Source organism: Tsukamurella sp. PLM1, from assembly GCF_023168325.1.
In the GTDB taxonomy this organism is placed as follows: domain Bacteria; phylum Actinomycetota; class Actinomycetes; order Mycobacteriales; family Mycobacteriaceae; genus Tsukamurella.
Map to the genome: position 1 here is coordinate 3,397,538 of NZ_AP025688.1, position 24,583 is coordinate 3,422,120.

At 71.1% G+C, this 24,583-nt stretch carries 24 protein-coding genes and 4 pseudogenes; 15 read left to right on the forward strand and 13 right to left on the reverse strand.

The features are described from left to right. Positions 1–55: 55 nt before the first annotated feature. The 3 genes from MTP03_RS17440 to MTP03_RS17450 are packed head-to-tail and all read left to right on the forward strand — an operon-like array spanning position 56 to position 2,887. Entirely contained in the window at positions 56–358 is a 303-nt protein-coding gene (locus MTP03_RS17440; RefSeq protein ID WP_248489304.1) for a hypothetical protein, read from the forward strand. After that, entirely contained in the window at positions 355–1,536 is a 1,182-nt protein-coding gene (locus MTP03_RS17445; RefSeq protein WP_248489305.1) for a C40 family peptidase, read from the forward strand. Before MTP03_RS17440 ends, MTP03_RS17445 begins: the two co-directional genes overlap by 4 nt. Before the next feature lie 49 nt (positions 1,537–1,585). Beyond that, positions 1,586–2,887: a primosomal protein gene (locus MTP03_RS17450; protein WP_248489306.1), complete on the forward strand. Its 1,302-nt coding sequence runs from the start codon at positions 1,586–1,588 to the stop codon at positions 2,885–2,887. An 11-nt stretch (positions 2,888–2,898) separates the two neighbouring features. Here MTP03_RS17450 and MTP03_RS17455 read toward each other — a convergent pair whose 3' ends face one another. Genes MTP03_RS17455 through MTP03_RS17470 form a run of 4 tightly spaced genes read right to left on the reverse strand, consistent with a single transcriptional unit; the run spans position 2,899 to position 5,954 of the window. Continuing rightward, complete coding sequence (locus MTP03_RS17455; RefSeq protein WP_248489307.1) at positions 2,899–4,017, reverse strand: adenosine deaminase; 1,119 nt, start codon at positions 4,015–4,017, stop codon at positions 2,899–2,901. Positions 4,018–4,053: 36 nt separating this feature from the next. After that, complete coding sequence (locus MTP03_RS17460) at positions 4,054–4,680, reverse strand: response regulator transcription factor (RefSeq protein WP_248489308.1); 627 nt, start codon at positions 4,678–4,680, stop codon at positions 4,054–4,056. 9 nt (positions 4,681–4,689) lie between these two features. Next, a complete protein-coding gene (locus tag MTP03_RS17465) occupies positions 4,690–4,947 on the reverse strand; it encodes an ATP-binding protein (protein WP_248489309.1) in 258 nt (85 codons plus the stop codon). After that, positions 4,920–5,954, reverse strand: a complete 1,035-nt coding sequence (locus tag MTP03_RS17470) for a sensor histidine kinase (protein WP_248489310.1) — start codon at positions 5,952–5,954, stop codon at positions 4,920–4,922. Before MTP03_RS17470 ends, MTP03_RS17465 begins: the two co-directional genes overlap by 28 nt. 97 nt (positions 5,955–6,051) lie before the next feature. Here MTP03_RS17470 and MTP03_RS17475 point away from each other — a divergent pair, with 97 nt between their 5' ends. Then, positions 6,052–6,978 (forward strand): D-2-hydroxyacid dehydrogenase family protein, encoded by a 927-nt coding sequence (locus MTP03_RS17475; protein WP_248489311.1) that lies wholly within the window; start codon positions 6,052–6,054, stop codon positions 6,976–6,978. Here MTP03_RS17475 and MTP03_RS17480 read toward each other — a convergent pair. After that, a pseudogene (locus MTP03_RS17480) lies at positions 6,975–8,281 on the reverse strand (thymidine phosphorylase). The gene MTP03_RS17475 and the pseudogene MTP03_RS17480 overlap by 4 nt on opposite strands. Next, a complete protein-coding gene (locus MTP03_RS17485; RefSeq protein ID WP_248489312.1) occupies positions 8,278–8,679 on the reverse strand; it encodes a cytidine deaminase in 402 nt (133 codons plus the stop codon). The pseudogene MTP03_RS17480 and the gene MTP03_RS17485 overlap by 4 nt, the downstream one beginning before the upstream one ends. A gap of 241 nt (positions 8,680–8,920) precedes the next feature. Here MTP03_RS17485 and sdhC point away from each other — a divergent pair, with 241 nt between their 5' ends. From sdhC to MTP03_RS17525, 8 genes and pseudogenes are all read left to right on the forward strand, one after another. Then, positions 8,921–9,328, forward strand: coding sequence for a succinate dehydrogenase, cytochrome b556 subunit (gene sdhC / locus MTP03_RS17490; protein WP_248489313.1), 408 nt, complete (start codon positions 8,921–8,923; stop codon positions 9,326–9,328). 14 nt (positions 9,329–9,342) lie between these two features. Next, positions 9,343–9,810: a succinate dehydrogenase hydrophobic membrane anchor subunit gene (locus tag MTP03_RS17495; RefSeq protein ID WP_019202496.1), complete on the forward strand. Its 468-nt coding sequence runs from the start codon at positions 9,343–9,345 to the stop codon at positions 9,808–9,810. A 25-nt stretch (positions 9,811–9,835) separates the two neighbouring features. Continuing rightward, positions 9,836–11,586: pseudogene (gene sdhA / locus MTP03_RS17500) on the forward strand (succinate dehydrogenase flavoprotein subunit). A gap of 25 nt (positions 11,587–11,611) precedes the next feature. After that, positions 11,612–12,352 carry a succinate dehydrogenase iron-sulfur subunit gene (locus tag MTP03_RS17505; RefSeq protein WP_248492273.1) on the forward strand — a complete coding sequence of 247 codons (741 nt, stop codon included), beginning with the start codon at positions 11,612–11,614 and terminating at the stop codon, positions 12,350–12,352. 116 nt (positions 12,353–12,468) lie between these two features. Further along, positions 12,469–12,984 carry a histidine kinase gene (locus MTP03_RS17510; protein WP_248489314.1) on the forward strand — a complete coding sequence of 172 codons (516 nt, stop codon included), beginning with the start codon at positions 12,469–12,471 and terminating at the stop codon, positions 12,982–12,984. A 105-nt stretch (positions 12,985–13,089) separates the two neighbouring features. Beyond that, a complete protein-coding gene (locus tag MTP03_RS17515) occupies positions 13,090–13,944 on the forward strand; it encodes a DUF4097 family beta strand repeat-containing protein (protein WP_248489315.1) in 855 nt (284 codons plus the stop codon). Positions 13,945–13,969: 25 nt separating this feature from the next. Next, complete coding sequence (locus MTP03_RS17520) at positions 13,970–14,764, forward strand: ABC transporter ATP-binding protein (RefSeq protein WP_371820989.1); 795 nt, start codon at positions 13,970–13,972, stop codon at positions 14,762–14,764. Next, positions 14,761–15,531, forward strand: a complete 771-nt coding sequence (locus MTP03_RS17525) for an ABC transporter permease (protein ID WP_248489316.1) — start codon at positions 14,761–14,763, stop codon at positions 15,529–15,531. Before MTP03_RS17520 ends, MTP03_RS17525 begins: the two co-directional genes overlap by 4 nt. Before the next feature lie 114 nt (positions 15,532–15,645). On the opposite strand, the pseudogene MTP03_RS17530 reads toward MTP03_RS17525, so the two are convergent. Then, a pseudogene (locus tag MTP03_RS17530) lies at positions 15,646–16,629 on the reverse strand (hypothetical protein); the annotation flags it as partial. On the opposite strand from MTP03_RS17530, the gene MTP03_RS17535 reads away from it, so the two are divergent. Continuing rightward, positions 16,562–17,134 carry a TetR/AcrR family transcriptional regulator gene (locus MTP03_RS17535; RefSeq protein WP_248489318.1) on the forward strand — a complete coding sequence of 191 codons (573 nt, stop codon included), beginning with the start codon at positions 16,562–16,564 and terminating at the stop codon, positions 17,132–17,134. The pseudogene MTP03_RS17530 and the gene MTP03_RS17535 sit on opposite strands and share 68 nt — an antisense overlap. 24 nt (positions 17,135–17,158) lie before the next feature. Here the strand turns inward: MTP03_RS17535 and MTP03_RS17540 are convergent, their stop codons facing one another. The 5 genes from MTP03_RS17540 to MTP03_RS17555 all read right to left on the reverse strand — a co-directional run bounded on the left by MTP03_RS17540 (position 17,159) and on the right by MTP03_RS17555 (position 20,740). Beyond that, positions 17,159–18,670: an MFS transporter gene (locus MTP03_RS17540; RefSeq protein ID WP_371820796.1), complete on the reverse strand. Its 1,512-nt coding sequence runs from the start codon at positions 18,668–18,670 to the stop codon at positions 17,159–17,161. Next, the gene (locus MTP03_RS22900) at positions 18,660–18,785 is read right to left on the reverse strand and encodes a hypothetical protein (protein WP_256465165.1); all 126 of its coding nucleotides are present in this window, start codon (positions 18,783–18,785) and stop codon (positions 18,660–18,662) included. The genes MTP03_RS17540 and MTP03_RS22900 overlap by 11 nt, the downstream gene beginning before the upstream one ends. Beyond that, entirely contained in the window at positions 18,758–19,240 is a 483-nt protein-coding gene (locus MTP03_RS17545) for a PadR family transcriptional regulator (protein ID WP_248489319.1), read from the reverse strand. Before MTP03_RS17545 ends, MTP03_RS22900 begins: the two co-directional genes overlap by 28 nt. A 112-nt stretch (positions 19,241–19,352) precedes the next feature. After that, on the reverse strand, positions 19,353–19,826 hold the full coding sequence (locus tag MTP03_RS17550) for a nitroreductase/quinone reductase family protein (protein ID WP_248489320.1): 474 nt from the start codon (positions 19,824–19,826) through the stop codon (positions 19,353–19,355). A 26-nt stretch (positions 19,827–19,852) separates the two neighbouring features. Next, entirely contained in the window at positions 19,853–20,740 is an 888-nt protein-coding gene (locus MTP03_RS17555; RefSeq protein ID WP_248489321.1) for a sucrase ferredoxin, read from the reverse strand. Positions 20,741–20,772: 32 nt separating this feature from the next. On the opposite strand from MTP03_RS17555, the gene MTP03_RS17560 reads away from it, so the two are divergent. Together MTP03_RS17560 and MTP03_RS17565 are read left to right on the forward strand one after the other, a co-directional pair. Continuing rightward, a complete protein-coding gene (locus tag MTP03_RS17560; protein ID WP_248489322.1) occupies positions 20,773–22,077 on the forward strand; it encodes a D-alanyl-D-alanine carboxypeptidase family protein in 1,305 nt (434 codons plus the stop codon). Continuing rightward, a complete protein-coding gene (locus MTP03_RS17565) occupies positions 22,078–23,568 on the forward strand; it encodes an APC family permease (RefSeq protein ID WP_248489323.1) in 1,491 nt (496 codons plus the stop codon). A 323-nt stretch (positions 23,569–23,891) separates the two neighbouring features. Here the strand turns inward: MTP03_RS17565 and MTP03_RS17570 are convergent. Next, a pseudogene (locus MTP03_RS17570) lies at positions 23,892–24,566 on the reverse strand (YhjD/YihY/BrkB family envelope integrity protein); the annotation flags it as partial. Positions 24,567–24,583: the final 17 nt, after the last annotated feature.

A 24,583-nucleotide genomic window follows, 5' to 3' on the forward strand; every position in this document is an offset into this window, starting at 1 on the left:
CGGCGGTCTGGGCCGTCCAATGAGTGAGGGGGTATTGCGAATGGAACCGTTCGAGATGACTGTGGGAACCGTGACGGCGGCGGGCGGCGAGCTGGGGGCGCTCGCGGCGGCGGTATCGGCGACGGCCGGGGCGGGTGCGGCGTCGGCCGCGGCGCTGACCCCGGTGTTGGGGATCGTCGGGGGCGATTACCTGGCCGAACTGCTGGGCGCGACGGCGGCCGCCGATGCGGAACTGGTGCGGCTGGCCGCGTTCTACGCATCGGCCGCCGCGGGGGCCGCGCGGACGGCGGCGTCCGCGACGGCGGTCGAGGCCGGTGGCGCCGCGTCGCTGCTGGGGCTGTTCGGGGGTGCGTCGTGAACGGGATCGTCGCCGCGCTGGCCGCACCCCTGCGGGCGCTGCTGGACACCTTCGGCACCGGCGACCTGACGACCGCGGGGATCGACGCGGCGATCCGGGCCGTCGAGACCGAGCTGGCGCGGGTCGGCGCGCAGACCGCGGGAACGAACGTGGCCGTCGGCCGCGCATGGACGGGCGTCGACGCGGCGTCCGCGCAGCGCGCGATCGGGTCCGGCGGCACCACCGCGACCGCCCTGTCGCAGCACACGGGAGCGCTCCGCGAGTCGGTCACCGTGGCCGCCGAGACGGTCCGCAAGGGCCACACCGAGCTCAAGGCCGTGCTCGACTCGTTCGTGCAGAAGGCCGAGACCGCGAACCCCACGCTGCTCAACCCGACGGGGCTGATCGCGGTCCTCACCCTGGCCGCGGACCATCTGCAGCAGGCGCTGGAGGTGCTGAAACGGGCCCGCGGCGAGCTCGACGGCGAATCCGACAAGGTCGCCGGGCTCGCGTCGGCGACGCCGACGGCGCCCGGCACCGTCGACGGCGGCGCCGCCACGAACCCGGCCTCGACGTCGGCGTCCACGCTCCCCGCGAGCGCGGCACCGTCAGGCTCCGGAGGCGGGACGGGCGGAGGGACCGGCGGCGGCTCTGGATCGTCCGGCTCGCCGGTGAGTGCGCTGACCTCCGCCCTCACGGGCTCGGGCTCGGGATCCGGTAGCGGCAAGGGCCGCGGCTCCGGGGCGTCGACGGTGCGCGCCTCCCGCACGTCGGCGAAGACGACGGTGACGGCGGACGGCAAGGGCGGGTTCGACGTGCGGCTGCCCGACGGCACGGTGGTGAAGGCGCCCAACGCCAAGGCCGCCGCCGCGGTCCAGGCCGCGCTGACGCAACTCGGCGTGCCCTACGCGTGGGGTGGGACCACCCCGGGCGTCGGCCTGGACTGCAGCGGCTTCACGCAGTGGGCCTACCGGCAGGCCGGGATCGAGCTGCCGCGGCTGGCGGACCAGCAGGCGGTGGGCTTCTCCGTGAGCGCGTCCGACCTACGCCCCGGCGACCTCGCGGTGTGGAGCGGGCACGTGGCGATGGTGATCGGCGACGGACGCATGATCGAGGCCGGCGACCCCGTGCAGATCTCCTCCGTCCGCACCGACAACATCGGCCAGCAGTTCCATGGCTTCTTCCGCCCCACCGGCTGACGGGTGTACGGCCGACGCCGAGCCCGCCCAGTGCACTACGCTGGGCGCCATGGCGTCTGACATCGTCCCGATCGAGCTCGGCCTCACCGACGGCCCGGTGTACACCCTGTGGGCACCGCGGTGGCGTGACGGGGAGGACGAATGGGAGGCCTTCCTCGGCCTCGACGAGGACCTGTACGGCTTCTCGTCCGTGGCGGAGCTCGTCGCTTTCGCCCGCAGCGGCAAGGCGAACGACCTCGACGACCACCCCGCGTGGGAGGCGCTCACCACGCTGCCCGCGGAGGCCTTCGTCCCGCGTGACGACCGCAGCTTCGACCTGATCTCGGTGCCCGAGCTGGCCGCCGAGGACCCCACCCCCGAGGTGATCGCCGAGCTCGAGGACACTCTCGAGATCGTCGGCCTCATCGGCGAGGTGTGCGAGCTGATCGACGTCACCAAGTTCTTCAACGGCAACCCCGTGCTCGGCACCGTCCGGATCGGCACCCGCAACTTCGAGGGCCGCGAGGGCGCCGAGATGTGGCACAAGGTGGGCGAATTGATCGCCCGCAAGTGGGACGACGTGGTGGACGCGATCGAGGGCGTGGTCAGCACGCCGAAGGTGTCCGCGAGCGTCACCGCCACGGCGGAGGAGGAGCTCGCCGCGGCCGCCGAGAAGGCCGCCGCGCTCGCCGCCGCGGAGGACGAGCTCGACACCGACCTCGACGATCTCGACGACGACCTCGACGCGGACGCCGACGATGACGACCTCGACGCGGTGGACGTCGACGACACCGAGGACGACGAGGAGGAGTTCGAGGAGGACGACTCGTTCTGGGGCCAGGTCGGGATCGACCCGATCAAGATCATCACCTCGGACGGCGAGTACTACACCCTGCGCTGCTACCTGGACGACAACCCGATCTTCCTGGGACGCAAGGGAAAGATCTTCGTCTTCGACTCCGAGGGCGCGCTCGCGCGGTACCTGGCGGACGACAACGACACCGACCTCGCCGCCGTGTCCACCTACTCCGAGGTGCAGGTGGCCGCGACCGACGGTTCGCTCGAGGTCGAGGTCTACGACGACAACGTGTACGTGCTGCCCGGCATCGGTGAGGACATCGCCGACGGTCCGCGCCGGATCGACCGCGACCAGCTGGACCTCGCCGTCGAGTTGCTGCTCGACTCCGCCGATTTCGCCGACGACGCCTCGGTGCGGGAGGCGCTGCGGCCCACCACGCCGCTCGGCTTCTTCGTCTCGTACGCGCTCGACCCGCAGCCGCGCCGGCTGGCGCCGTCGGGTCCCTTCGACAACGAGGCGGAGGCCTGGCGGGCCCTCGAGCACGAGTTCGAGGACCGGCTCAGCAAGAAGTAGGCGCCCCGCCGCTACCCGATCAGCACGGCGTAGCCGGGCTTGATCTGCTCGTCGATGATCGCCAGCCGCTCGTCGAACGGCAGGAACGCCGACTTCATCGCGTTGATCGTGAAGCGCTGCAGGTCCGACCAGCCGTACCCGAACGTCTCGACCAACTTGAGCATCTCCCGGCTCATCGAGGTGTCGCTCATCAGCCGGTTGTCGGTGTTCACGGTGACCCGGAATCGCAACTGCGCCAACAGGTCGAACGGGTGCTGCTCCAGGGAGGCGACGGCCCCCGTCTGGACGTTGGAGCTGGGGCACAGCTCCAACGGGATGCGGGCGTCGCGGACCCGCGCGGCGACGCGGCCGAGCCGGGCAGCGGAGAAGTCCGCCGCCCCGGGCTCCACGCCCTCGATGTCGTCGACGATCCGCACGCCGTGGCCGAGCCGGTCGCACCCGCAGAAGGCGAGCGCCTCGTGAATCGACGGCAACCCGAACGCCTCACCCGCGTGGATGGTGAACGGCGCCGAGTGATCTCGCATGTACTCGAACGCGTCGAGGTGGCGGCTGGGCGGGAAGCCCGCCTCCGCGCCCGCGATGTCGAACCCGACTGCCCCGCGGTCGCGCCAGCGCACCGCCAGCTCCGCGATCTCCCGCGAGCGGGCGGCGTGCCGCATGGCGGTCACCAGGCAGCGCACGACGATCGGGCGACCGGCCACCCCGGCCGCCGACTCGCCGGACGCGAACCCGGACAGCACCGCCTCCATCACCTCGTCGAGCGACAGCCCGCCCTGCAGGTGCTGCTCCGGAGCGAACCGCACCTCGGCGTAGACCACGCCGTCGGCGGCGAGGTCCTCGGCGCACTCGCGCGCGACCCGGGCCAGCGCCTCCGGCGTCTGCATCACCCCGACGGTGTGCTCGAACGTCTCCAGGTACTGCACCAGTGAGCCGGAGTCGGCGGCGTCGCGGAACCACTCCGCAAGCGCGGGTTCCGTTGCAGCGGGCAGGTTCTCGTAACCGGTATCGGCCGCGAGCTCGAGCACGGTGGCGGGCCGCAGCCCGCCGTCGAGGTGATCGTGCAGCAGCACCTTCGGGGCGCGGCGGAGGGCGGGCAGATCGATCGGGGTGGGACCAACGGGATTCGCCATAGGGCAAAGTTACCGGCTACCGTCCGGTACCACCGGCTACCGCTCCGTCAGGTAGGCGAGGATCGCGCGGACCCGGCGGTTGCCCTCCTCGGGCGGCAGGTCCAGCTTGGCGAAGATGTTGGCCACGTGCTTGGCGACGGCCGCGTCCGACACCACGAAGCTCGCCGCGATCTCCGGGTTCGAGCGCCCCTCCGCCATCAGCGCGAGCACCTCGCCCTCGCGCGGGGTGAGCCGGTCGAGCACCGTCGGGGTGAACATCTTGGCCACCACCTCCGGGTCGACCACCACTCCCCCGGACGCGACGGTGTCCAGGGCGCGCAGGAAGTCGTCCACCCGGCCGACCCGTTCCTTGAGCAGGTAACCGACGCCGCCGCCCGAGTCCAGCAGGCGCCGCGCGTACGCCGCGGCGACGTACTGGGACAGCACCAGGACGGGCAGGTCGGGCCGCCCGGCCCGCAGGTCGAGCGCGGCCCGCAGGCCGTCGTCCCCGTGCCCCGGTGGCATCCGCACGTCCGTCACCACGAGGTCGACGGTGCCGGGGTCGTGCGCCCGGAGCGCGTCCGCGTCGCCGAGCAGGCCGAGCACCTCGTGCCCGGCCCGTTCGACGATCCGCCGTAGGCCCTCGGCCAGCAGCACCGAGTCCTCCGCGATCAGAATCCGCACAGCGGCAGACTACGACACGGCCTTCGCCCAGTAGAGCGTGGTCGGCCCTCCGGGCGGGCTGAGCACCGTCAGCGTCGCGCCGATCGACTCGGCGCGCTCGATCAGCCCCGCGAGGCCGGTGCCGCCGGCGGGATCCGCGCCACCCGCACCGTCGTCCATGACCGTCATCGACACCCCGAGCACGCCCGCCGCGAAGGTGATCCACACGGTGTTCGCGCCCGCGTGCTTGATCGCGTTGGTCACCGCCTCGCTGGCGGTGTAGTACATGGCCTGCTCGATCTCGGCGGCCAGGCGGCGCCCGGCTCCCAGCCGTCACCGGCGATCACATCCACCCGGATCGCCCCGCCGAGCTCGGCGCACGCAGCCTCGACCCCGGCGTCGTCGAGCACCTGCGGGTGCACACCGCGCACGGTGTCGCGCAGCCCCGCCATGGCGCGCTCGAGCCGCACCTGTGCCTCGGCCACCTGGCCGCGCAGCGACTCGTCGGCGGTCTCCGGCAGGCTCTGCTGCAGCTCGCCCAACTGCAGCGACAGGCTCGCGAGGTCCTGCTGCGGGCCGTCATGCAGATTCCGCTCGATCCGGCGGCGCTCGTCCTCGAACGAGGTAACCAGCACACCGCGGGAGGTCTCCAGCGCGGTCACACGGCGGCGCAGCTCCTCCTCGGTCGGTCCGAGCAGCAGTCGCGCGGTGGCGGCCTGCGCCACCGAGACGGCGTACGTGAGGTACAGCCCCACAGCGCAGATCACCGCGCCGATCGCGCCCCATACGGCTTGCCTGATCACCCCGTCGACCGTGGTGCCCATGACGTTCACCTCGTCGGACAGGAGGGGACCGAACACGAGCCCGAGGCCGACCGTCCAGCCGACGACCGCACCGAGGAAGACGATGGGGGTGAGCACCGCGAGCAGCAGCGAGTACGCGACCTCGCGCCACGTCGCGCGCTCCCCCAGCCGGGCGCCGGCCCGGGCCGAGAGGCTGCCCGTCACGGGCGGATGCGGATCGCCGATCGCCGGTGCGCCGAGCCAGGTGACCCGCAGGCGTTCCAGCTTCGCGAGCCCGAACGACCAGGCGGGCGCGAACGGCAGCAGGACCACCACCACGTACAGGAGGAAGAGCGCCCACCCGACGAGCATCGAGCCGGCGAAGTAGGCCAGGCCGCGCCACGGCGCGGAGGTGGTGAGGAAGCGCAGGGGCTCGCGGAGCGGCGCGGCGAGCGCGCCGCGCTCGGGCTCGGGCTCGCGGAGCACCGGGGACGGGGTCACGTATTCGATCATGCCGTAGACGGTAGGTACCGCACGGCCGCGAGTCCCTGGTCCCAGCGGGAGAATCCGGGGTGGTGCCAGCACTACCCCGGGCCGCTACCGTGGCGGTATGCGCATCGCGATCCTCGACGACTACCAGGACGTCTCCCGCGAGTACGGGGACTTCTCCGGCCTGGACGTCACCGTCTTCACGGAGCCGCTCACCGACGTGCCCGGGCAGCTGGCCGGCTTCGACGCGATCGTCGCGATGCGCGAGCGCACGCGCTTCCCCGCCGCCGTGCTGCGGTCCCTGCCCGCGCTGCGGCTGCTCGTGTCGACGGGCCGCCGCAACGCCGCCATCGACCTCGCAGCCGCGTCGGAGCTCGGGATCACCGTGTGCCACACCGGATACCGTCCTGCGGCGGCCGCCGAGCACACGTGGGCCCTGATCCTCGGGGCCCTGCGCCACGTGCCGACGGAGGACGCGAACATCCGCGCCGGGCGGTGGCAGGGCACCGTCGGACGGGAGCTGCACGAGAGCACCATCGGCATCGTCGGGCTGGGCGGGCTCGGGCGGCGCGTCGCGCGGATCGCGAACGCCTTCGACGCGGAGGTGATCGCCTGGTCCAGCAACCTCGACGCCGAGCGCGCGGCCGAGGTCGGCGCAACGGCGGTCACCAAGCAGGAGCTGTTCGAGCGCGCCGACGTGGTCACGATCCACTACGTGCTCTCCGACCGCTCGCGCGGCATCGTCGGCGCCGCCGACATCGCCCGTATGAAACCCGGTGCGCTCCTGGTCAACACGTCGCGCGCGGGCGTCCTCGACACCCCGGCCGCCGCGGCCGCCGCCCGGCGCGGCGACATCCGCCTCGCGCTGGACGTGTTCGACGCCGAGCCGCTGCCCGCCGACGACCCGCTCCGCGACCTGCCGAATTCGGTGCTGACGGGGCACGTCGGGTACGTCACCGAGCAGCAGTACCGGGTGTTCTACGCGGACGCCGCCGAAGACGTGCGCGCCTACCTCGCGGGCGCGCCCGTCCGCGTCATGAGCCCCTAAACGGACACCCGGTCCAGGACCAGCGAACCGCGCGGGGCGCCGTCGCCGATGACGGCCGCGCCCTCGAGCGCGGCGAGGGCACCGTCGAACTTCTCCGGGGTGTCGGTGTGCAGCGTGAACAGCGGCTCGCCCGCCGTCACAGTGTCGCCGACGGTCGCATGCCAGGTGACGCCGGCGCCCGCCTGCACCGGTTCGCCCTGCCGCTCGCGGCCCGCACCCAGACGCCAAGCGGCGATGCCGACGCCCATCGCATCGAGCTCGGTGAGCACGCCCGAGGCGGGCGCGGCGACGGTGCGCGTGTGCCGCGCGACGGGCAGCGGGGCGTCGGGGTCGCCGCCCTGGGCCGCGATCATCGCCCGCCAGCTGTCCATCGCCCTCCCGTTGGCCAGATGCTCGGCGGGGTCGGCGTCGACGCCCGCGAGGGCGAGCATCTCGCGCGCCGGGCGAGGGTCAGCTCCACTACGTCCGACGGTCCGCCGCCGGCCAGGACCTCGAGGGACTCCGCGACCTCGAGGGCGTTGCCGGCGCTGCGGCCGAGCGGGGTGGACATGTCCGTGAGCAGGGCGACGGTGTTCACGCCCGAGTCGTGGCCGAGCGCCACCATCGTCTCGGCCAGCTCGCGGGCCTGCTCGGCGGTCTTCATGAACGCGCCCTTGCCCACCTTGACGTCGAGCACGAGCGAGGCGGTGCCCTCGGCGATCTTCTTGCTCATGATCGAGCTGGCGATCAGCGGAACGGCCTCGACGGTGCTGGTGACGTCCCGCAGGGCGTAGAGCTTCTTGTCGGCCGGCGCGAGGCCCGAGCCGGCGGCGCAGATGACCCCGCCCACCCGCTCGAGCTGGTCGAACATCTGCTCGTTGGTGAGGTCGGCGCGCCAGCCCGCGATCGCCTCGAGCTTGTCGAGGGTGCCGCCGGTGTGGCCGAGTCCCCGGCCGGAGAGCTGCGGTACGGCCACGCCGTAGGACGCGATGAGCGGCGTGAGCGGCAGGGTGATCTTGTCGCCGACGCCGCCGGTGGAGTGCTTGTCGGTGGTGGTCAGCGGGCGCCCGTCGCGGCGGAGGCCGGAGAAGTCCATGCGCTCGCCGGTGGCGATCATCGCGGCGGTCCAGCGGGCGATCTCGCGGCGGTCCATGCCGTTCAGGAAGATCGCCATCGCGAGCGCGGACATCTGGTAGTCGGCCACCGTGCCGGTGGTGAAGTTCTCGATCACCCAGTCGATCTGGCCATCGGTGAGCGGGCGCCCGTCGCGTTTGGTCGCGATGACGGACACGGCGTCGAACACTTCGGTGGAGTCGGAGCTCATCGGTCTACCTCTTCGAGATCGTCGGGCCCGAACGCATCGGGAAGGAGTCGGTGCAGCGGCATCGGGCCCGACCGGTGATCGATCAGGAGATCGCCGCCGCCGTGTTCGTAGAGCAGTTGGCGGCACCGCCCGCAGGGCAGCAGGACGTCGCCGTTGGCGTTGGTGCAACTGAAAGCGAGGAGCCTGCCGCCGCCGGTCGAATGGAGCGCGCCCACGAGTCCGCATTCCGCGCAGAGCGTCAATCCGTATGAGACATTCTCCACATTGCAACCGGACACGACTCGACCGTCGTCGACCAATGCCGCGGCCCCGACGGGGTACTTCGAATAGGGCGCGTAGGCGTGCCGCATCGCGTCGACGGCGGTGCGCCGCAAGACCTCCCAGTCGATCTCGGGCATGGCCGATCACTCCCTTCCGGAGCCTTGTTGATTCCGGATCAATTTCGGTCAGGCAAACCTAACTAAATCTGTTCGGCCCCAATGGATCGGGACCGTGGTTTCGATTCCACATTCCCGTGGGTTTAAGGTCAAGGCGTGGGTTCAGGTACACGTCGGGTGAGGCGTCGCCGAGAGGGCTCAGCGCCCTTCTCGACCGACCGTATCCCGCCGCGTCCATCAACGACGTCGAAGGCAGGGCTCGATGACTAGTACAAGCGAGGTGGCGGCCGCCGAGGAGCCGCGCCGCGTCTCCCTCTACAAGGGCGACCCGGGAATGTTGAACTGGGTGCTGCATCGCATCAGCGGCGTCACCATCTTCTTCTTCCTGTTCGTGCACGTGCTCGACACCGCGGTCATCCGCATCGATCCCGAGGCGTACGACGCGATCATCAAGACGTACAAGACCCCGATCATCGGCCTGCTCGAGATCGGCCTCGTGATGGCCATCCTGTTCCACGCCCTCAACGGCATCCGCGTGATCCTCGTGGACTTCTGGAGCAAGGGCGTGCAGTACCAGAAGGCGATGTCCATCGTGGTGTGGGCCGTCTTCCTCATCACCGGCGCGGGCATGGCGGCGCGTCTCCTCTACATCATGATCTCGCACGCATAGGGGGACGAACAGATATGACTACTGCGAACGAACCCAAGCTCGCCAAGACGCTGCTCAAGCAGTACGACCGCCCGGCGTCGCTCGACAACCCGCGCTCCCCGCACCGCCCCGCGGCGGGCAACTTCGAGAAGTACGCGTGGCTGTTCATGCGCTTCTCGGGCATCGCACTCCTCGTGCTCGTGTTCGGGCACGTGTTCATCATGCTGGCGCTCGACAGCCAGGGCGTGCACCGCATCAGCGCCGCGTTCGTCGCCGAGCGCTGGGCCAGCCCGTTCTGGCAGATCTGGGACATCACGATGCTCTGGCTGGCGCAGCTGCACGGCGGCAACGGCCTGCGCGTGATCATCGACGACTACGCCCGCAAGGACCGCACCCGGTTCTGGCTCAAGACCCTGCTCGTGCTGTCGATGATCCTGGTGGTCGGCCTCGGCTCGTACGCGCTCCTCTCGTTCGAACCGGCATCCGTGCCCACCGCCCAGTAGCGGCCAGGAAGGACTCACCCGCATCATGCAGGAACATCGTTACGACGTGGTGATCATCGGCGCCGGCGGCGCCGGGATGCGTGCAGCCATCGAGGCCGGGCCCCGTGCCCGCACCGCGGTGCTCACCAAGCTCTACCCCACCCGCTCCCACACCGGCGCGGCACAGGGCGGCATGTGCGCCTCCCTCGCCAACGTCGAGGAGGACAACTGGGAGTGGCACACCTTCGACACGGTCAAGGGCGGCGACTACATCGTCGACCAGGACGCCGCGGAGATCATGGCCAAGGAGGCCATCGACGCGGTGCTCGACCTGGAGAAGATGGGCCTGCCCTTCAACCGGACGCCCGAGGGCAAGATCGACCAGCGCCGCTTCGGCGGCCACACCCGCGACCACGGCAAGGCGCCCGTGCGCCGCGCCTGCTACGCGGCGGACCGCACCGGCCACATGATCCTGCAGACGCTCTACCAGAACTGCGTCAAGCACGACGTGGAGTTCTTCAACGAGTTCTACGTGCTCGACATCGCGCTGACGGAGACCGAGAACGGCCCCGTCGCCACGGGCGCCGTCGCGTACGAGCTCGCCACCGGTGAGATCCACGTGTTCCACGCCAAGGCGATCGTGTTCGCCACCGGCGGTTCGGGACGCATGTACAAGGTGACCTCCAACGCGCACACCCTGACCGGTGACGGCATGGGCATCGTCTTCCGCAAGGGCCTGCCCTGGAGGACATGGAGTTCCACCAGTTCCATCCGACGGGCCTCGCGGGCCTGGGCATCCTCATCACCGAGGGCGTCCGCGGCGAGGGCGGCATCCTCCGCAACGCCGACGGCGAGCGGTTCATGGAGCGCTACGCCCCCACGATCAAGGACCTCGCGCCGCGCGACATCGTCGCCCGCTCGATGGTGCTCGAGGTGCTCGAGGGCCGCGGCGCCGGCCCGAACAAGGACTACGTGCTCCTGGATGTCACGCACATCCCGGAGGAGACCCTGATGGCCAAGCTGCCGGACATCATGGAGTTCTCCCGCACCTACCTGGGCGTGGATCCGGTCACCGAGCTGGTGCCCGTGTACCCCACGTGCCACTACGTGATGGGCGGCATCCCCACCAACATCCACGGTGAGGTGCTGCGCGACAACGACCACGTCGTCCCCGGCCTGTACGCCGCCGGCGAATGCGCGTGCGTCTCGGTGCACGGCGCCAACCGCCTGGGCACCAACTCGCTGCTCGACATCAACGTCTTCGGACGCCGCTCCGGCATCGCCGCCGCGGAGTACGCCAACACGCACGACTTCGTGCCGCTGCCCGAGAACCCCGCGACCATGGTCGAGGAGTGGGTGGCCGCGATGCTCAGCGATCACGGCAACGAGAACGTGATGACCATCCGCACCGAGCTGCAGCAGACGATGAACGACAACGCGGCCGTCTTCCGCACCGAGGAGACGCTCTCGCGGGCGCTCACCGACGTGCGCGCGCTGAAGAAGCGGTACGAGCACGTCACCGTCACCGACAAGGGCAAGCGCTTCAACAGCGACCTGCTCGAGGCCATCGAGCTCGGCTTCCTGCTCGAACTGGCCGAGGTCACCGTCGTCGGCGCCCTCAACCGCAAGGAGACCCGCGGCGGCCACGCCCGCGAGGACTACCCGAACCGCGACGACGAGAACTTCATGGTGCACACCATGGCGTACAAGGAGGGCGAGGGCACGGGCGCCGAGATCCGTCTCGACACCAAGCCCGTCGTGCAGACCCGCTACGAGCCGATGGAGCGTAAGTACTGATGACCGCTGCAGTTGACACCCCCGCATCCGTGCAGCCCCCGTGCCGCCCGGCTCGACGATGGTCACGCTCAAGATCTTCCGGTTCAACCCGGAGGACCCGGACGCGGCCGGCTGGCAGAGCTTCAAGGTCCCGGCGCTCCCCTCGGACCGGTTCCTTAACCTGCTCCTCTACGTCAAGGGCTACCTGGACGGCACGCTCACGTTCCGTCGCTCGTGCGCGCACGGCGTGTGCGGTTCCGACGCCATGCGCATCAACGGCGTCAACCGGCTCGCGTGCAAGATGCTGATGAAGGACTTCCTCGACGGCGACAAGGACATCACCATCACGGTGGAGCCCATCCGCGGCCTGCCGGTGGAGAAGGACCTCGTCGTCGACATGGAGCCCTTCTTCGACGCCTTCCGCGCCGTGAAGCCCTACCTGATGACCTCGGGCAACGAGCCGACGCGCGAGCGGATCCAGTCCCCCACCGACCGGGCACGCTTCGATGACACCACCAAGTGCATCCTCTGCGCCTGCTGTACCACCAGCTGCCCGGTGTACTGGATGGACGGGTCGTACTTCGGTCCGGCCGCCATCGTGAACGCCCATCGCTTCATCTTCGACAGCCGCGACGAGGGCGCCGCCGAGCGCCTCGAGATCCTCAACGGCGTCGACGGCGTGTGGCGTTGCCGCACCACCTTCAACTGCACCGATGCCTGCCCCCGTGGCATCCAGGTGACGAAGGCCATCCAGGAGGTCAAGCGCGCCCTCCTGTTCAGCCGCTAGAGCATTTCCCTGCAGCCCGACGGTGCCCCGGACCTGAAGCGAGGTCCGGGGCACCGTTCTGTTCTGACACCATTCAACGGTTGACGTGACACCATAGTGGTGTCATAGTTGACGTCATGGACATCACACCCTTCGTCAGCGACCTCCAACGCCGGCTCGTCGACGCCGCCGAGCGGGACTTCGTCGACGCCGGCGACAACGGCGTCGACGATGCCCGAGCCGCGGCGGAGCGCCTCGCCGCGGGCCTCGACGCCGCGACCCGGCTCGTTCTCCTCGACGCCCTGTCGGCCGCGGCCGGCGAGATCACCCGCGACCTGGTTCCCGGCTCCGTCGACCTGCGGCTGCGCGGCCGTGACGTGGACTTCGTCGTCGCCGCGGCGCGCGCCGAGCAGGACGACGAGGCGCGGGCGACCGCCTCCGGCGCCGAGTTCGACGACACCAGCACCTCACGCACCACCCTCCGCCTGCCCGACGTCCTCAAGTCGCAGGTCGACGAGGCCGCCGCCGCCGAGGGCGTCTCGGTGAACACCTGGCTGGTCCGCGCCGTCGCCGCGGCCCTCGCACCGCGCAAGCGACGATCCGCGCAGCGGACCCTGCGCACCGGCGACGACTTCGCCGGCTGGGCCCGCTGACCCTCAGTACTCCCCGGAACACCCACTCCCCACACACAACCGCACAGCCCGACGAGAACCCGCTCCCGCGGGGTCGGCCGAGCACACCCTTCGAAAGGTCCCGCCATGCCCGTCTTCCCCGCGCCCCACCCCATCGACCTGGCCGTCAACCTGCAGGTCGGCGACATCGAGGTCATCGCGACCGACCGCACCGACGCCGTCGTCACCGTCACGCCCACCGCGCCGAACAAGCCCGCCGATCAGCGCGGCGCCGAAGCCACCCGAGTCGAATTCGACGGTGCCCGGCTCACCGTGATCGGCCCCAAGCCGAAGCTCGGCCTCATGAGCTTCATCGGCGCCACCGAGTCGGTGGACGTCGTCATCGAGCTCCCCGCGGGCTCCCGGTTCACCGCCGAGAGCTCCGTCGGCAGCGTCCGCACCGAGGGCCGGCTCGCCGCCTCCCGGATCAAGGCGAGCACGGGCACCGTCGAACTGGACGCGACGGGAGACCTGTGGCTGCGCGCCGGGCACGGCAACGCCACGGCCGGCACCGTCGACGGCTCGGCGGAGATCACGGCGGACCACGGCCAGATCCGCATCGGCTCGATCGCCGGCGATGCCGTGCTCAAGGCCTCGCACGGCAGCATCCGCGTCGGAGAGACGAACGGCGGCGTCGAAGCGAACCTGTCCTATGGCGACCTCGACATCGACCGCGCCACCGCGTCCGTGCTGGCGAAGACGGCCTACGGCGCCATCACCGTGAACGAGGTCTCCGACGGCGTCATCGACCTCGAGAGCAGCTACGGCAAGCTCACCGTCGGTGTGGCCGAGGGCATCCCGGCGTGGCTCGACCTTTCCTCCAAGGAGGGACGGGTCCGCAACCACCTCGACGAGGGCCTCCCCGAGTCGACCACCGGCGCCCACGTCGCCGTCCGCGCCCGGGCCAAGTTCGGCGACATCGACATCCGCCGTGCTCGCTGAGCGCGCCCACCCCGAGGAGATCACCATGACCATGACCACCACCGCGGCCATCGAGGTCCGCGGTATCGAGAAGTCCTACGACGACCTGCCGGTGCTCCGCGGCGTCGATTTCGACGTCGTCCCCGGCAGCATCTTCGCCCTGCTCGGCGCCAACGGCGCGGGCAAGACCACGCTCGTGCGCATCCTCTCCACCCTGCTGCGCCCGGACGCCGGCACCGCCGCGGTGCACGGCTACGACGTGACCGCCGACGCCCAGCGGGTGCGCGAATCCATCAGCCTCACCGGCCAGTTCGCCGCGGTCGACGAGATCCTCACGGGCCGGGAGAATCTGGTCCTCGTCGCCCGGCTCCGGCACCAGCGCGACCCCGGCACCGTCGCCGACGCACTCCTGGAACGGTTCCGGCTGACCGACGCCGGCGGCCGGAAGGTCGCCACCTACTCCGGCGGCATGCGCCGCCGCCTCGACATCGCCATGAGCCTCATCGGCGATCCGGCGGTGATCTTCCTCGACGAGCCCACCACCGGCCTCGATCCCGAGGCGCGCATCGACGTCTGGGAGGTCGTGCAGGAACTGGCGACCCGAGGCACGACGGTGCTGCTCACCACGCAGTACCTGGAGGAGGCCGAACAGCTCGCCGACCGCATCGCCATCCTCCGCGACGGCCGGATCATCGCCGACGGGACCCTCGCCGAGCTCAAGCGGATGCTGCCAGCGGCGAAGGTCGAGTACGTCGAGAAGCAGCCCACGCTCGAGGAGATCTTCCTCGCGCTCACCGGAGCCCGCACCGATTCCACCACGACCCCCGAGGACCGATCATGACCACCTACGCCGTCGCCGACACCGGTGCGCTGCTGGGCCGCTCGCTCAAGCACATCACCCGCAGCGCGGACACCATCATCACCACCGCGATCACGCCGATCGCGATGATGCTCCTGTTCGTCTACGTCTTCGGCGGGGCGATCAAGGGCAGCACGGGCGGCACGAACTACGTGAACTACCTGTTGCCGGGAATCCTGTTGATGGCCATCGCGTCCGGCATCGCCTACACGGCGCTGCGGTTGTTCAACGACATGCAGGGCGGCATCTTCGAGCGCTTCCAGTCCATGCCGATCGCGCGGTCGTCGGTGCTGTGGGCGCACGTCCTGACGTCGATGGTGGCGAACGCGATCACGGTGGTGATCATCATCGGGGTGGGCCTGCTCATGGGCTTCCGCTCGTCCGCCGGCCCGCTCGCCTGGCTCGGCGTCGCCGGGATCCTGGCGCTGTTCACGCTGGCGCTCACATGGATCGCGGTGGCCGTCGGGCTGACGGCGAAGTCGGTGGACGGCGCCACCGGGTTCTCGTACCCGCTGATCTTCCTGCCCTTCATCAGCTCGGCGTTCGTGCCCACCGACACCATGCCCGGCCCGGTGCGCGCCTTCGCCGAGCACCAGCCGGTGACGTCGATCGTCAACACGATCTCCGCACTGCTCGCGCAGCGCCCCGTCGACACCGCCGATCTCGTCTCCGCCCTCGCGTGGTGCACGGGCATCCTCGCGGTCGCCTACGGCGCCGCGCTGCTGGCGTACCGCCGCCGGATCAGCTGACGGCCGCGCCGACCGGGGCTGCTGCGCCGCGCGCCGATGCGCGCGGCGCAGCTTCGCGCGCACCACGGCCGGATGCACGCGCCGCACCACCGCCAGATACCTCCGGCCCGTCGCGTTCGACGGTGCCGCGACCGTCGTCAGGGTCACGGCACCGTCCGCCACGAGGACCGAGGCCCGGAACCGCAGGTGCTCCGGATCCGCGCCCAGCAGAACCTCGTTCGCCGTCCGCTCCCGCGTCGCGAAGCCGCCCGCCGATTCCTCGCCGCCGAGTCCGCACAACCGCGCCACGACCCCGCGCACCGCGAACGCCGCACGCACCCACCGGGGTGGGTCCCGGAAGATCGCGTCGGCCCAGTACTGCGGGTCGACGGGCAGCCCCGCCACACCGGGACCGCGAAGGCGTCCACGAGCGCTCCGGAGCTCTCCGCCTGGTCCGCGAGGGCCCGTCGGGCGAGCACTGCGCCGCCGGGGACGCCGACCGCGTGCACCGCGGGCCGGTCGAGGACGCGCAGCAGGCGCACCCACCGCGACCAGCGCGCGGGCCGCGACACGGCGCCGGTGGTGCCCCGCTCGGCGTTGTCGAGCAGGTCCTCGAGCACGGCGTCGTGCAGGGGCTCGAGGAGCACGGGACCGACGAGCCGCATCCGGCCGTGGGCCCGGCAGTCGAGCACGTGGCGGATCAAGGTCGCCCCGCCCGCAGCGTCCTCCACCGAGATCTCGTGGTACCCCTCGATCCCCGGCGTGGAGTGGAACTCGAACCGGATCCGTCGCCCGCGCTCCGCTTCGACCACCCGGTAGCGGATGGGCCCGTGGCCGCCGTCGGCCCCGGCGACGGGCGGACCGTCGAGGATCATCGGCTCCCACGCCGGCGCCGGCCACAGGACGTCCTCGGTCCCGCCGAGTGCGTCGAGGAGCGGGGCGAGCGCATCGGGCGGTGCCGCGACGACTCGTTCGTGCACGTTGTGGATCCGGCCGACCACAGAACACCTCCGTACGGTTGCGTATGGTTTCCATACGGTACCGTATGCCCATGGACGGATCCATCCCTCGACGGCGACTCACCGCGGACGACTGGACCGCGGCCGCGCTGGCGGCCATCGCGGAGGGCGGCGTCGATGCCGCGGCGGTCGAGCCGCTCGCCAAGCGCCTCGGCGCCACGAAGGGCAGTTTCTACTGGCACTTCGAAAACCGGCGCGCGCTGCTGGACCGCACGATGCGGGCCTGGGAGCAAGCGCACACCGACGCGGTGATCGCCGCGACCGCGGAGGCCCCGGCCGCGGCCGAACGCATCACCGACCTGCTGCACGCGGTGTTCGCCACCATCGGCGACCCACTGGAACTCGCGCTGCTCGCCGCCGTCGACGACCCGAGCGTGGGCGCGGCGGTCGCCCGGGTGACCGAACGCCGCGTCGCCCACGTCGAGCAGCTGTACCGCGCCGCGGGGCTGGATGAGGCCGCCGCCCGGAGCGCCGCCGTGGCCGCGGTCGCGCTGTACCTCGGCCATGCCCAGCTGGCCGCGGCGGCACCGTCGAGCCTGCCGACCGGGGCCGCGTGGACGGCCCACCTCACGCGCCTGCGCGATCTGCTCGTACCGGGCTCGTAGCCCGGCCGGCGGCCCGGGAACCCGCTACGCGGCTGCCTTCTGGTGCGTCGGCGTGGCGAAGAACTGCACCAGGACGAACGCGACCACCAGGGCCGCCGCAGGCAGGACGATCGTCGAGCCCATGGCGTCGGCGAAGGGCCCGCGCAGGAACTCCGGCAGTGCACCGGTGGCCATCGCACCGCCGCCACCGCTCTGCGCGTGCCCGGTGGCGGCCTCGAACTTCGCCGCGACCTGATGCTGCATGAGCACGCCCACCGCTGCGCTGCCGAGCACCGCGCCCACCTGGCGGGTCATGTTGTACACACCCGAGCCCGCGCCCGCCAACTGCAGCGGCAGGTTCCGGTTCGCGGTGGCGGCCAGCGGCCCCCAGATGAACGCGTTGCCGATGCCCATCAGGCCGATCGGGGCGAGGATCCCGATCACGGGCGTGGTGTCGTGCGCCACGAACGCGAGCCAGAACAGCGCGATCGCGTTGGCGGCGAAGCCGAATCCCGTGAGGTAGCGCGGGTGCACCCTGTCGGCCAACTTGCCCGACGGTGCCGCCAGCGCCCCGGAGAGCACCGCGAGCGGGATCAGCAGGAGCGCCGACCGGGTCGGTGTGAGCCCCATCGACTTCTGCGCGAACAGCATCAACGGGATCGCCATGCCGGTCACGGAGAAGCCCATGCACGCGATCGCGGCGTTGGAGAGCGTGAAGTTGCGGTCCTTGAACAGCGACAGCGACATCAACGGCTCGGCGGCCCGGGACTGCCACCACACGAACACCACGAGCAGCACCACGCCGCCGCCGATCATCGCCCAGATCCCGGTCGACCAGTCCTCCTTCTGCCCCTCCTGCAGGCCGAAGGTCACGAGGAACAATCCGGCGGCGCTGAGCGCGATGCCGGGGAAGTCCAGCCGGTGCTTGTGGGTCGGCAGGTTCGGCACCAGGATCACCGCTGCGATGAACGCGACGATGCCCACGGGAACGTTGACGAAGAACACCCACTCCCAACCGAACTGGTCGACGAGCACACCGCCGGCCAGCGGGCCGACGAGGATCGCGACGCCGGCCACCGAGCCCCACAGGGCCATCGCGGTGCCGCGCTTGTTCGGCGGGAAGGTGCGGGTGATGACGGCCATCGTCTGCGGCGTCATCAGCGCCGCACCGATGCCCTGCACCACGCGGGCGGCGATCAGCATGCCGATCGTGCCCGAGAGCCCGCACCACGCCGAGGACAGCGTGAAGATCGTCAGGCCCAGCAAGTACAGTCGCTTGGGTCCGAACATGTCGCCCAGGCGGCCCGCCAGCAGCAGTGGCACCACGTACGCCAGCAGGTAGCCGCTGGTGACCCAGATGACGCCGTTGAGGTCGGTGCCCTTCGTGAGGTCGATCCAGATCGCATCGGTCGCCACCGAGACGATCGTCGAGTCCACGAGGATCATGAAGAAGCCCACGACGAGCGCCCAGAGCGCCGGCCACGGCCGGTAGCCCGAGGGCAGGCCGGGCAGCGCGCCCGGGTCGTACGTCTGCGTGGTGGTGGCGTCATTCGCCATCGTCGGTCACCTTCCAGGTCAGAGTTCCGTCGTCGAGCCGCCCGACGGTGCGCCGCAGCCAGTCGGCCTCGGCAGTGCGCATGGCGATCAGGTAGTCGAGGTCCAGCAGGTACATCTCGGCGGTCCGTCCGAGAGCCGGGCCAGCCCGTCGCGCATCGCGACCAGTTGCGCCTCGAGCTGCGCCAGCCGCGACCGGAGCAGGTCGAGCACCAGGCCCCGGTCGAGGTTGTGCGCCTCGGCGATCGCGAGCGGGAACTGCGGGTACTCCTCGGTCGGGCCGGCCAGCATCCCGGCGACGGTGGACCGCAACCGCTCCCGCCCCCGCTCCGTGATCGCGTAGGTGGTCCGCTCGGGGCGGTTCCCGTCGCGCTCGGTCCCCACCGCGACGACGAGCGCATCGTCCGCCAGGCGCTTCACGGCGTGGTAGAGCGAACCCGCGCGGAGCTTGACCACGAGCTCCTCGTGCCGTTCCACCATGGTGGTGAACATCTCGTAGGGGTGCATGTCCCGCTCGATCAGCAGCGCCAGCGCCGCGATCGCCAGCGGACTCAACGCCCGTCCCACAGCCACCTCCGATCGTCGCGCCCGGAGGCCACGCTACTCCCCTATTACTCCGTATGGAATATTCGAATCGGGGGAGTCAGCCCGAACCCGGACGAACCGCCCTGTGATGACACCCACATCACTGAGGCGTGAGAGTCACCAGCGGGATCGGCCGGTCGACGGTGGCCTGGAAAGCCGCGAGGTCGGGGTTGTCCGCGAGCGCCCAGGCGGCGAACTCCGCGTATTCGTCGCCCTCGAGCACCCGCGCGATCGCCGCGACCGTCCGCGCACCGATCTCGATCGTGACGGCCGGGTTCTTCCGGACGTTGTGCCACCACGCCGGATAGGCCTTCTCGATGAACGAACTCACGTACATCTGCTCGCCGCGGAACAGCGGGCCCAGCGGGACCGTGTGCGGTCGGCCGGAGCGCGCCCCGGTCGTGGTGAGCAGGATCATCGCGCCGCCCTCGTAGGCGCCTCCGACGACCCCGTCGTTCGCCCGGAACTCGGCGATCACGTTCCGGTTCCAGTCGCCGATGGTCTCCTCGGTCAGCGTGTTCCAGGGCATCTCCGGGTCGTCGTAGGAGCCCGGTTCCGGTGTCGTCTCAGTCATACCCACGAGTCTCGTGGGTATTGGTGTCAGTTTTCGTCCGCTTGGAGGCCGGACACGCGCCACGCGCGCGCCGCAGCCGGCGGCTTCCCGCACGACGCCGGCCGTGGTGGCAGATCCTGCGGAGTCACCGTCATCGCCCAGGCCCGGCCGTCCTCGTGCCGGACGGTGACGGCGGCGCCGTCCCGGCCGGCACCGTCGGACTCGGTGCGCAGGACGTCGGGCCCGGCCGGACCGATCACCTCCCGCACCGCGACCTCGGCGGCCTGTTCGGCGGGCGGGGTCGACGAGCGCCCGCGCAGCCCGCCGGTCGACACGACGCCGGCGCGCGCCGCGTCCAACGCCTCCTTGGCGAGCGCGCCCGTCATCCGGCCGTAGGTGTACCCGGTGGGCAGCACGATCAGGACGGGCGCGAACCGGTGCCCGCCGGTGTGCGAGCACTCCCAGACCGCCGGGTCGGCGTAGCAACCGGCGAGCGACGCGGCGATGGGGCGCCCGAGCACCGCGCAGCACACGTCCCGCTTGCCGTTGGTGCACACCAGCGCGATCGGCTCCGCGGGTTCCCCGGCCGCGGGGTCGTCCACGGGCAGTCCGGGGACCTCCGCGTAATCGGCCACCGTGAACATCCGCAGCGTGGCCTCCCCCACCACCGAGGTCGCGACGAACACCCGCATCCGTGCGCGGAAGCCGCCGGCGCGACCGGGCCGGCGGATCAGCAGCACCCGCAATCCCCGGGCCTTCGCGAACGCCTCGATCGCGGCGCCCGCCTCCGGGGTGAACGTCTCGCCCGAGAACGGGTCGCGCCCCCAGCCGCCGTCGTTCTCGATGCACAGCCAGCCGGTCTCGGTGGCAGCTGTGCCGGGGAGCGGCTCGTCGGCGAAACCCGAACAGCGCACCCGACCGTCCAGCTCCGTCATATCGCCACCGTATCGGACTAGCATGAGCCCCGATGATCGCGCGCACCCTCTCCGCCGCCGGCCGGACGATCGCGACGGTCGGCCTCCTCGGCGCCCTCGTCGCCCCGGCCGCCGCGACGCCGGTCCCGGCACCGTCACCCACCCCCGGACCGGCCGTGAAGACCCTGGTCACCGACGCCTGCCCGCACAAGCAGGTGCCGCCGCCCGCCGTCGACGCATCGGAGGTCCCGAAGCCGGGGCAACCGGCACCGTCGCCGCTGCCCGTCCCGGACCCGCCGGTCGGGGGCGAGAAGCTGAGCGGGTGCGGCCTCGTCGTGCCCGACGGTGCGCCGCCCGTCCCGCCCGGCATCGACTCGGCCGGCTGGCTCGTGGCCGACGCGACGGACGGCGCCGTCGTCGCGGCGAAGGATCCGCACGGGCGGTACCGCCCCGCGAGCACGATCAAACTGCTGCTGGCACAGGTCGCGCTGCGCGATCTCGACCTGGACACCGTCGTCGAGGGCACCGCCGAGGACGACGGGCAGGAAGGGGACGCCGCGGGCGTGGCACCCGGCGGGCGGTACACCGTCAAGGACCTGCTCGAGGGACTCCTGCTGATCTCGGGCAACGACACCGCGCACGCGCTGGCCCGGCAGCTCGGCGGCGTGGACGAGGCGGTGCGCAAGATGAACAAGCTCGCCGCCTCGCTCGGTGCGCGCGATACCCGGGCCGCGACGCCCTCCGGACTGGACGGTCCGGGGATGAGCTCGAGCCCGTACGACATGGCGCTGATCCTACGGGCCGCGCTGCAGGACAAGCGGTTCGTCGAGATCGCGTCCACCCGGCGGATCACCTTCCCCGGGCACCCGCCGGTCCCGACCACGGCGCCGGCCACTCCGCTGCCGCCGGGCGCGAGCCCGCCGCCGTCGCCCACGTCGGTGGCGCCGTACCCGATCGTCAACGAGAATCGCCTGCTCACCGACTTCCCCGGCGCCGTGGCCGGGAAGAACGGCTACACCGACGATGCGAAGAAGACGTTCGTGGGAGCCGTCGACCGCGACGGCCACCGCTACATCATCGTGCAGATGTTCGGCCTCTCGCACACCGGCAACACCTACTGGGACCAGTACCGACGGCTGCTGGACTACGGAGTCGCGTTGCGCGGCAAGTCCGTCGGCACCCTCGTGTCCTCCGAGGCGACACCGCCGGCGAGCGAGCACGGCGGCGAGACCGAGACCGTGGTCGAGAGCGGACCCTCGGGGATGGGTAACGGCACCCGCCTGCTGATCGGGCTGGGCGGGCTCGCGGTGATCGCGGCCCTCGTCGGTGCGGCGATGCGCACGAACCGGAGCAGGTGAGTGGTCGCGTCACGGGCATCCGCCGTCCCGGACAAGGGCCTGCGATCGAACTCGTTGGGCCTCTTCGGCAACATGGCCATCGGCCTGTCCTCGACGGCGCCCGCGTACAGCCTCGCCGCGACGCTCGGCGCGGTCGTGGCGCACGTCGGCGGCAAGGCGCCCGCGATGTTCGTCGTGGCGTTCGTGCCGATGCTCATGGTGGCCTGCGCCTACCGGGAGCTCGCGGCCGACACCCCGGATGCGGGCACCACCTTCACCTGGGGCGCACGGGCTTTCGGTCCGTGGATCGGGTGGATGGGCGGCTGGGGCCTGGCCGTGTCCGCCATCATCTGTCTGGCGAACGTCGCGGAGATCTCGGCGACCTACCTGCTGCGCTTCGCCGGGCTGGGGTCGGTGGCGGACGACCGCGTCGCGGTGGTCGGGTTCGGCTGCCTGCTGATCGTCGCGATGACCTGGGTATCGTACCGCGGCATCGTGGTCTCCGAGCGAATGCAGAACGTGCTCATGTCGATCCAGTTCGCCGTGCTCGCGCTCGCGGCGGCCGCCGCACTGTGGTCGGTGTACGCGGACGACGCGGGGCCGCAGGCGGTCCGGCCGAGCTGGGATTGGCTGGACCCCACCGGGCTGAACTCGTCCCAGGTGGCCGCGGCCGTCATCCTGTGCATCTTCCTGTACTGGGGTTGGGACGCGTGCCTGGCGGTCGGCGAGGAGACGAAGGAGTCGTCGTCCACGCCCGGCCGGGCGGCCGTCCTCGCCACCGTGGTGCTCATGAGCACGTACGTCCTGGTCGCGATCGCAGTCCAGGCCTACTCCGGATTCGGTTCCGAGGGGCTGGGACTGGGCAACCCCGACAACCACGACGACGTCCTGACGGTGCTCGGCGAGCCCGTGGGCGGGGCGGTGCTGTCCGGCCTGCTGGTTCTCACCGTCGCGCTCTCGGCGCTCAGCTCCACCCAGTCGACGGTGCTCCCCACCGCCCGCGGCACCCTCGCGATGGCGGTGTACCGGGCCGTCCCCGAACGGTTCGCGAGGGTGCAACCGAAGTACCTGACGCCGTCGTTCGGCACGGTGATGATGGGGGCGTCGGCGCTGGTGTTCTACCTCGTACTCGCGCTGCTGAGCCGGAACACGCTCGAGGATTCGATCAGCTCGCTGGGCCTCGCGGTGGCGTTCTACTACGCGGTCACCGCCTTCGCCTGCGCCTGGCACTTCCGGCGGACCGTGCGGCGGTCGCTACGGAACCTGGTGCTGCGGTTGATCTTCCCGGTTCTGGGCGGGATCGCGATGATCTGGGCGTTCTGCCGGAGCGCGATCGACATGGTTGCGCCGGACTACGGCGAGACCGTGATCGGCGGTATCGGCGGGGTCTTCGTGATCGGCATCGGCATGCTGGTGCTGGGCGTGCCGTTGATGCTCGCGTGCGCGGCCACGCGCCCCGGGTTCTTCCGCGGCGAGACGTTGCCGCGCGAGAGCGCCACTGTCGAGGCCTGAATCAGCGCCTGCGGCGCAGGAGCGAGCCGATGCCGACGCCCGCGATCAGGCCCGCGGCACCTGCGACTGCGGCCCGCCCCGGGTCCGACTCCTGCCGGACGACCGGGGAGATGACCACCGGGTCCGGCGCCGCCGGAATCACGTAGCGCTGGTTGCGCGGGTCGGTCGCGGCCCACGCGGTCGCGAACAGCACGATCCGGGCGGTGAAGTAGATGAACAGCATGATGCCGAGGATCGGGCCGAACGTGGCGCCCGCGGGCCTTCATCACCGACCCGATGAGCAGAGTCGCCAGCTGGGTCAGGATCGTGAAGGCCACCGCGGTGAGCAGCCCGGCGCGCGCCGCGTTGCGCCACGGGAACTGCACTCGCGGCAGCCGCGCGATCACGAACGTCCACAGCACCCACATGGCGAGCAGGGAGATCAGCAGGGTGGCGCCGCTGATGAGGAAGTGCAGGCCCGGTGCGTGGTCGAGACCGACCGCGGCGAGCAGCGTGCCCGTGAGCGGGCTGCTCCCCGCGGCCATGAGCGCGACGCACGCGACGAGCGCGACGAACAGCCCGGCCAGCGCCCCCAGATCGCCGAGCTTGGTCTTGACGAAGTTGCTCTCCGGGACCTCGCTGTCCCACATCTCGGTGAGCCCCGCGCGCACATTCGCCATCCACCCGAGGCCGGCCCACAGCGCGCCGGCGAGGCCGATGACGCCGACCGTGCCGCGGGAGTCGATCGCCTGGTCGATCAGCTGGTTGATGGAATCGCGCACGGACTGGTCGCTCACCGCGCCCGCGATCTTCTCCTTGATGTCGTCGAGCAGTTCGGCGTTGCCCGCCAGGATGTAGCCGCCGATCGCGAACGCGACCATGATGAGCGGGAACAGCGCGAACACACTGAAGTACGTGATCCCGGCACCGAAGTAGTCGCCCTTCTTGGCCTGGTACCTCATGGCTGCGGCCACGAGGTGGTCGAACCAGGGCCAGCGCTCGCGGTACTTCTGAAGCATTCTCGATCGCCCTCCTG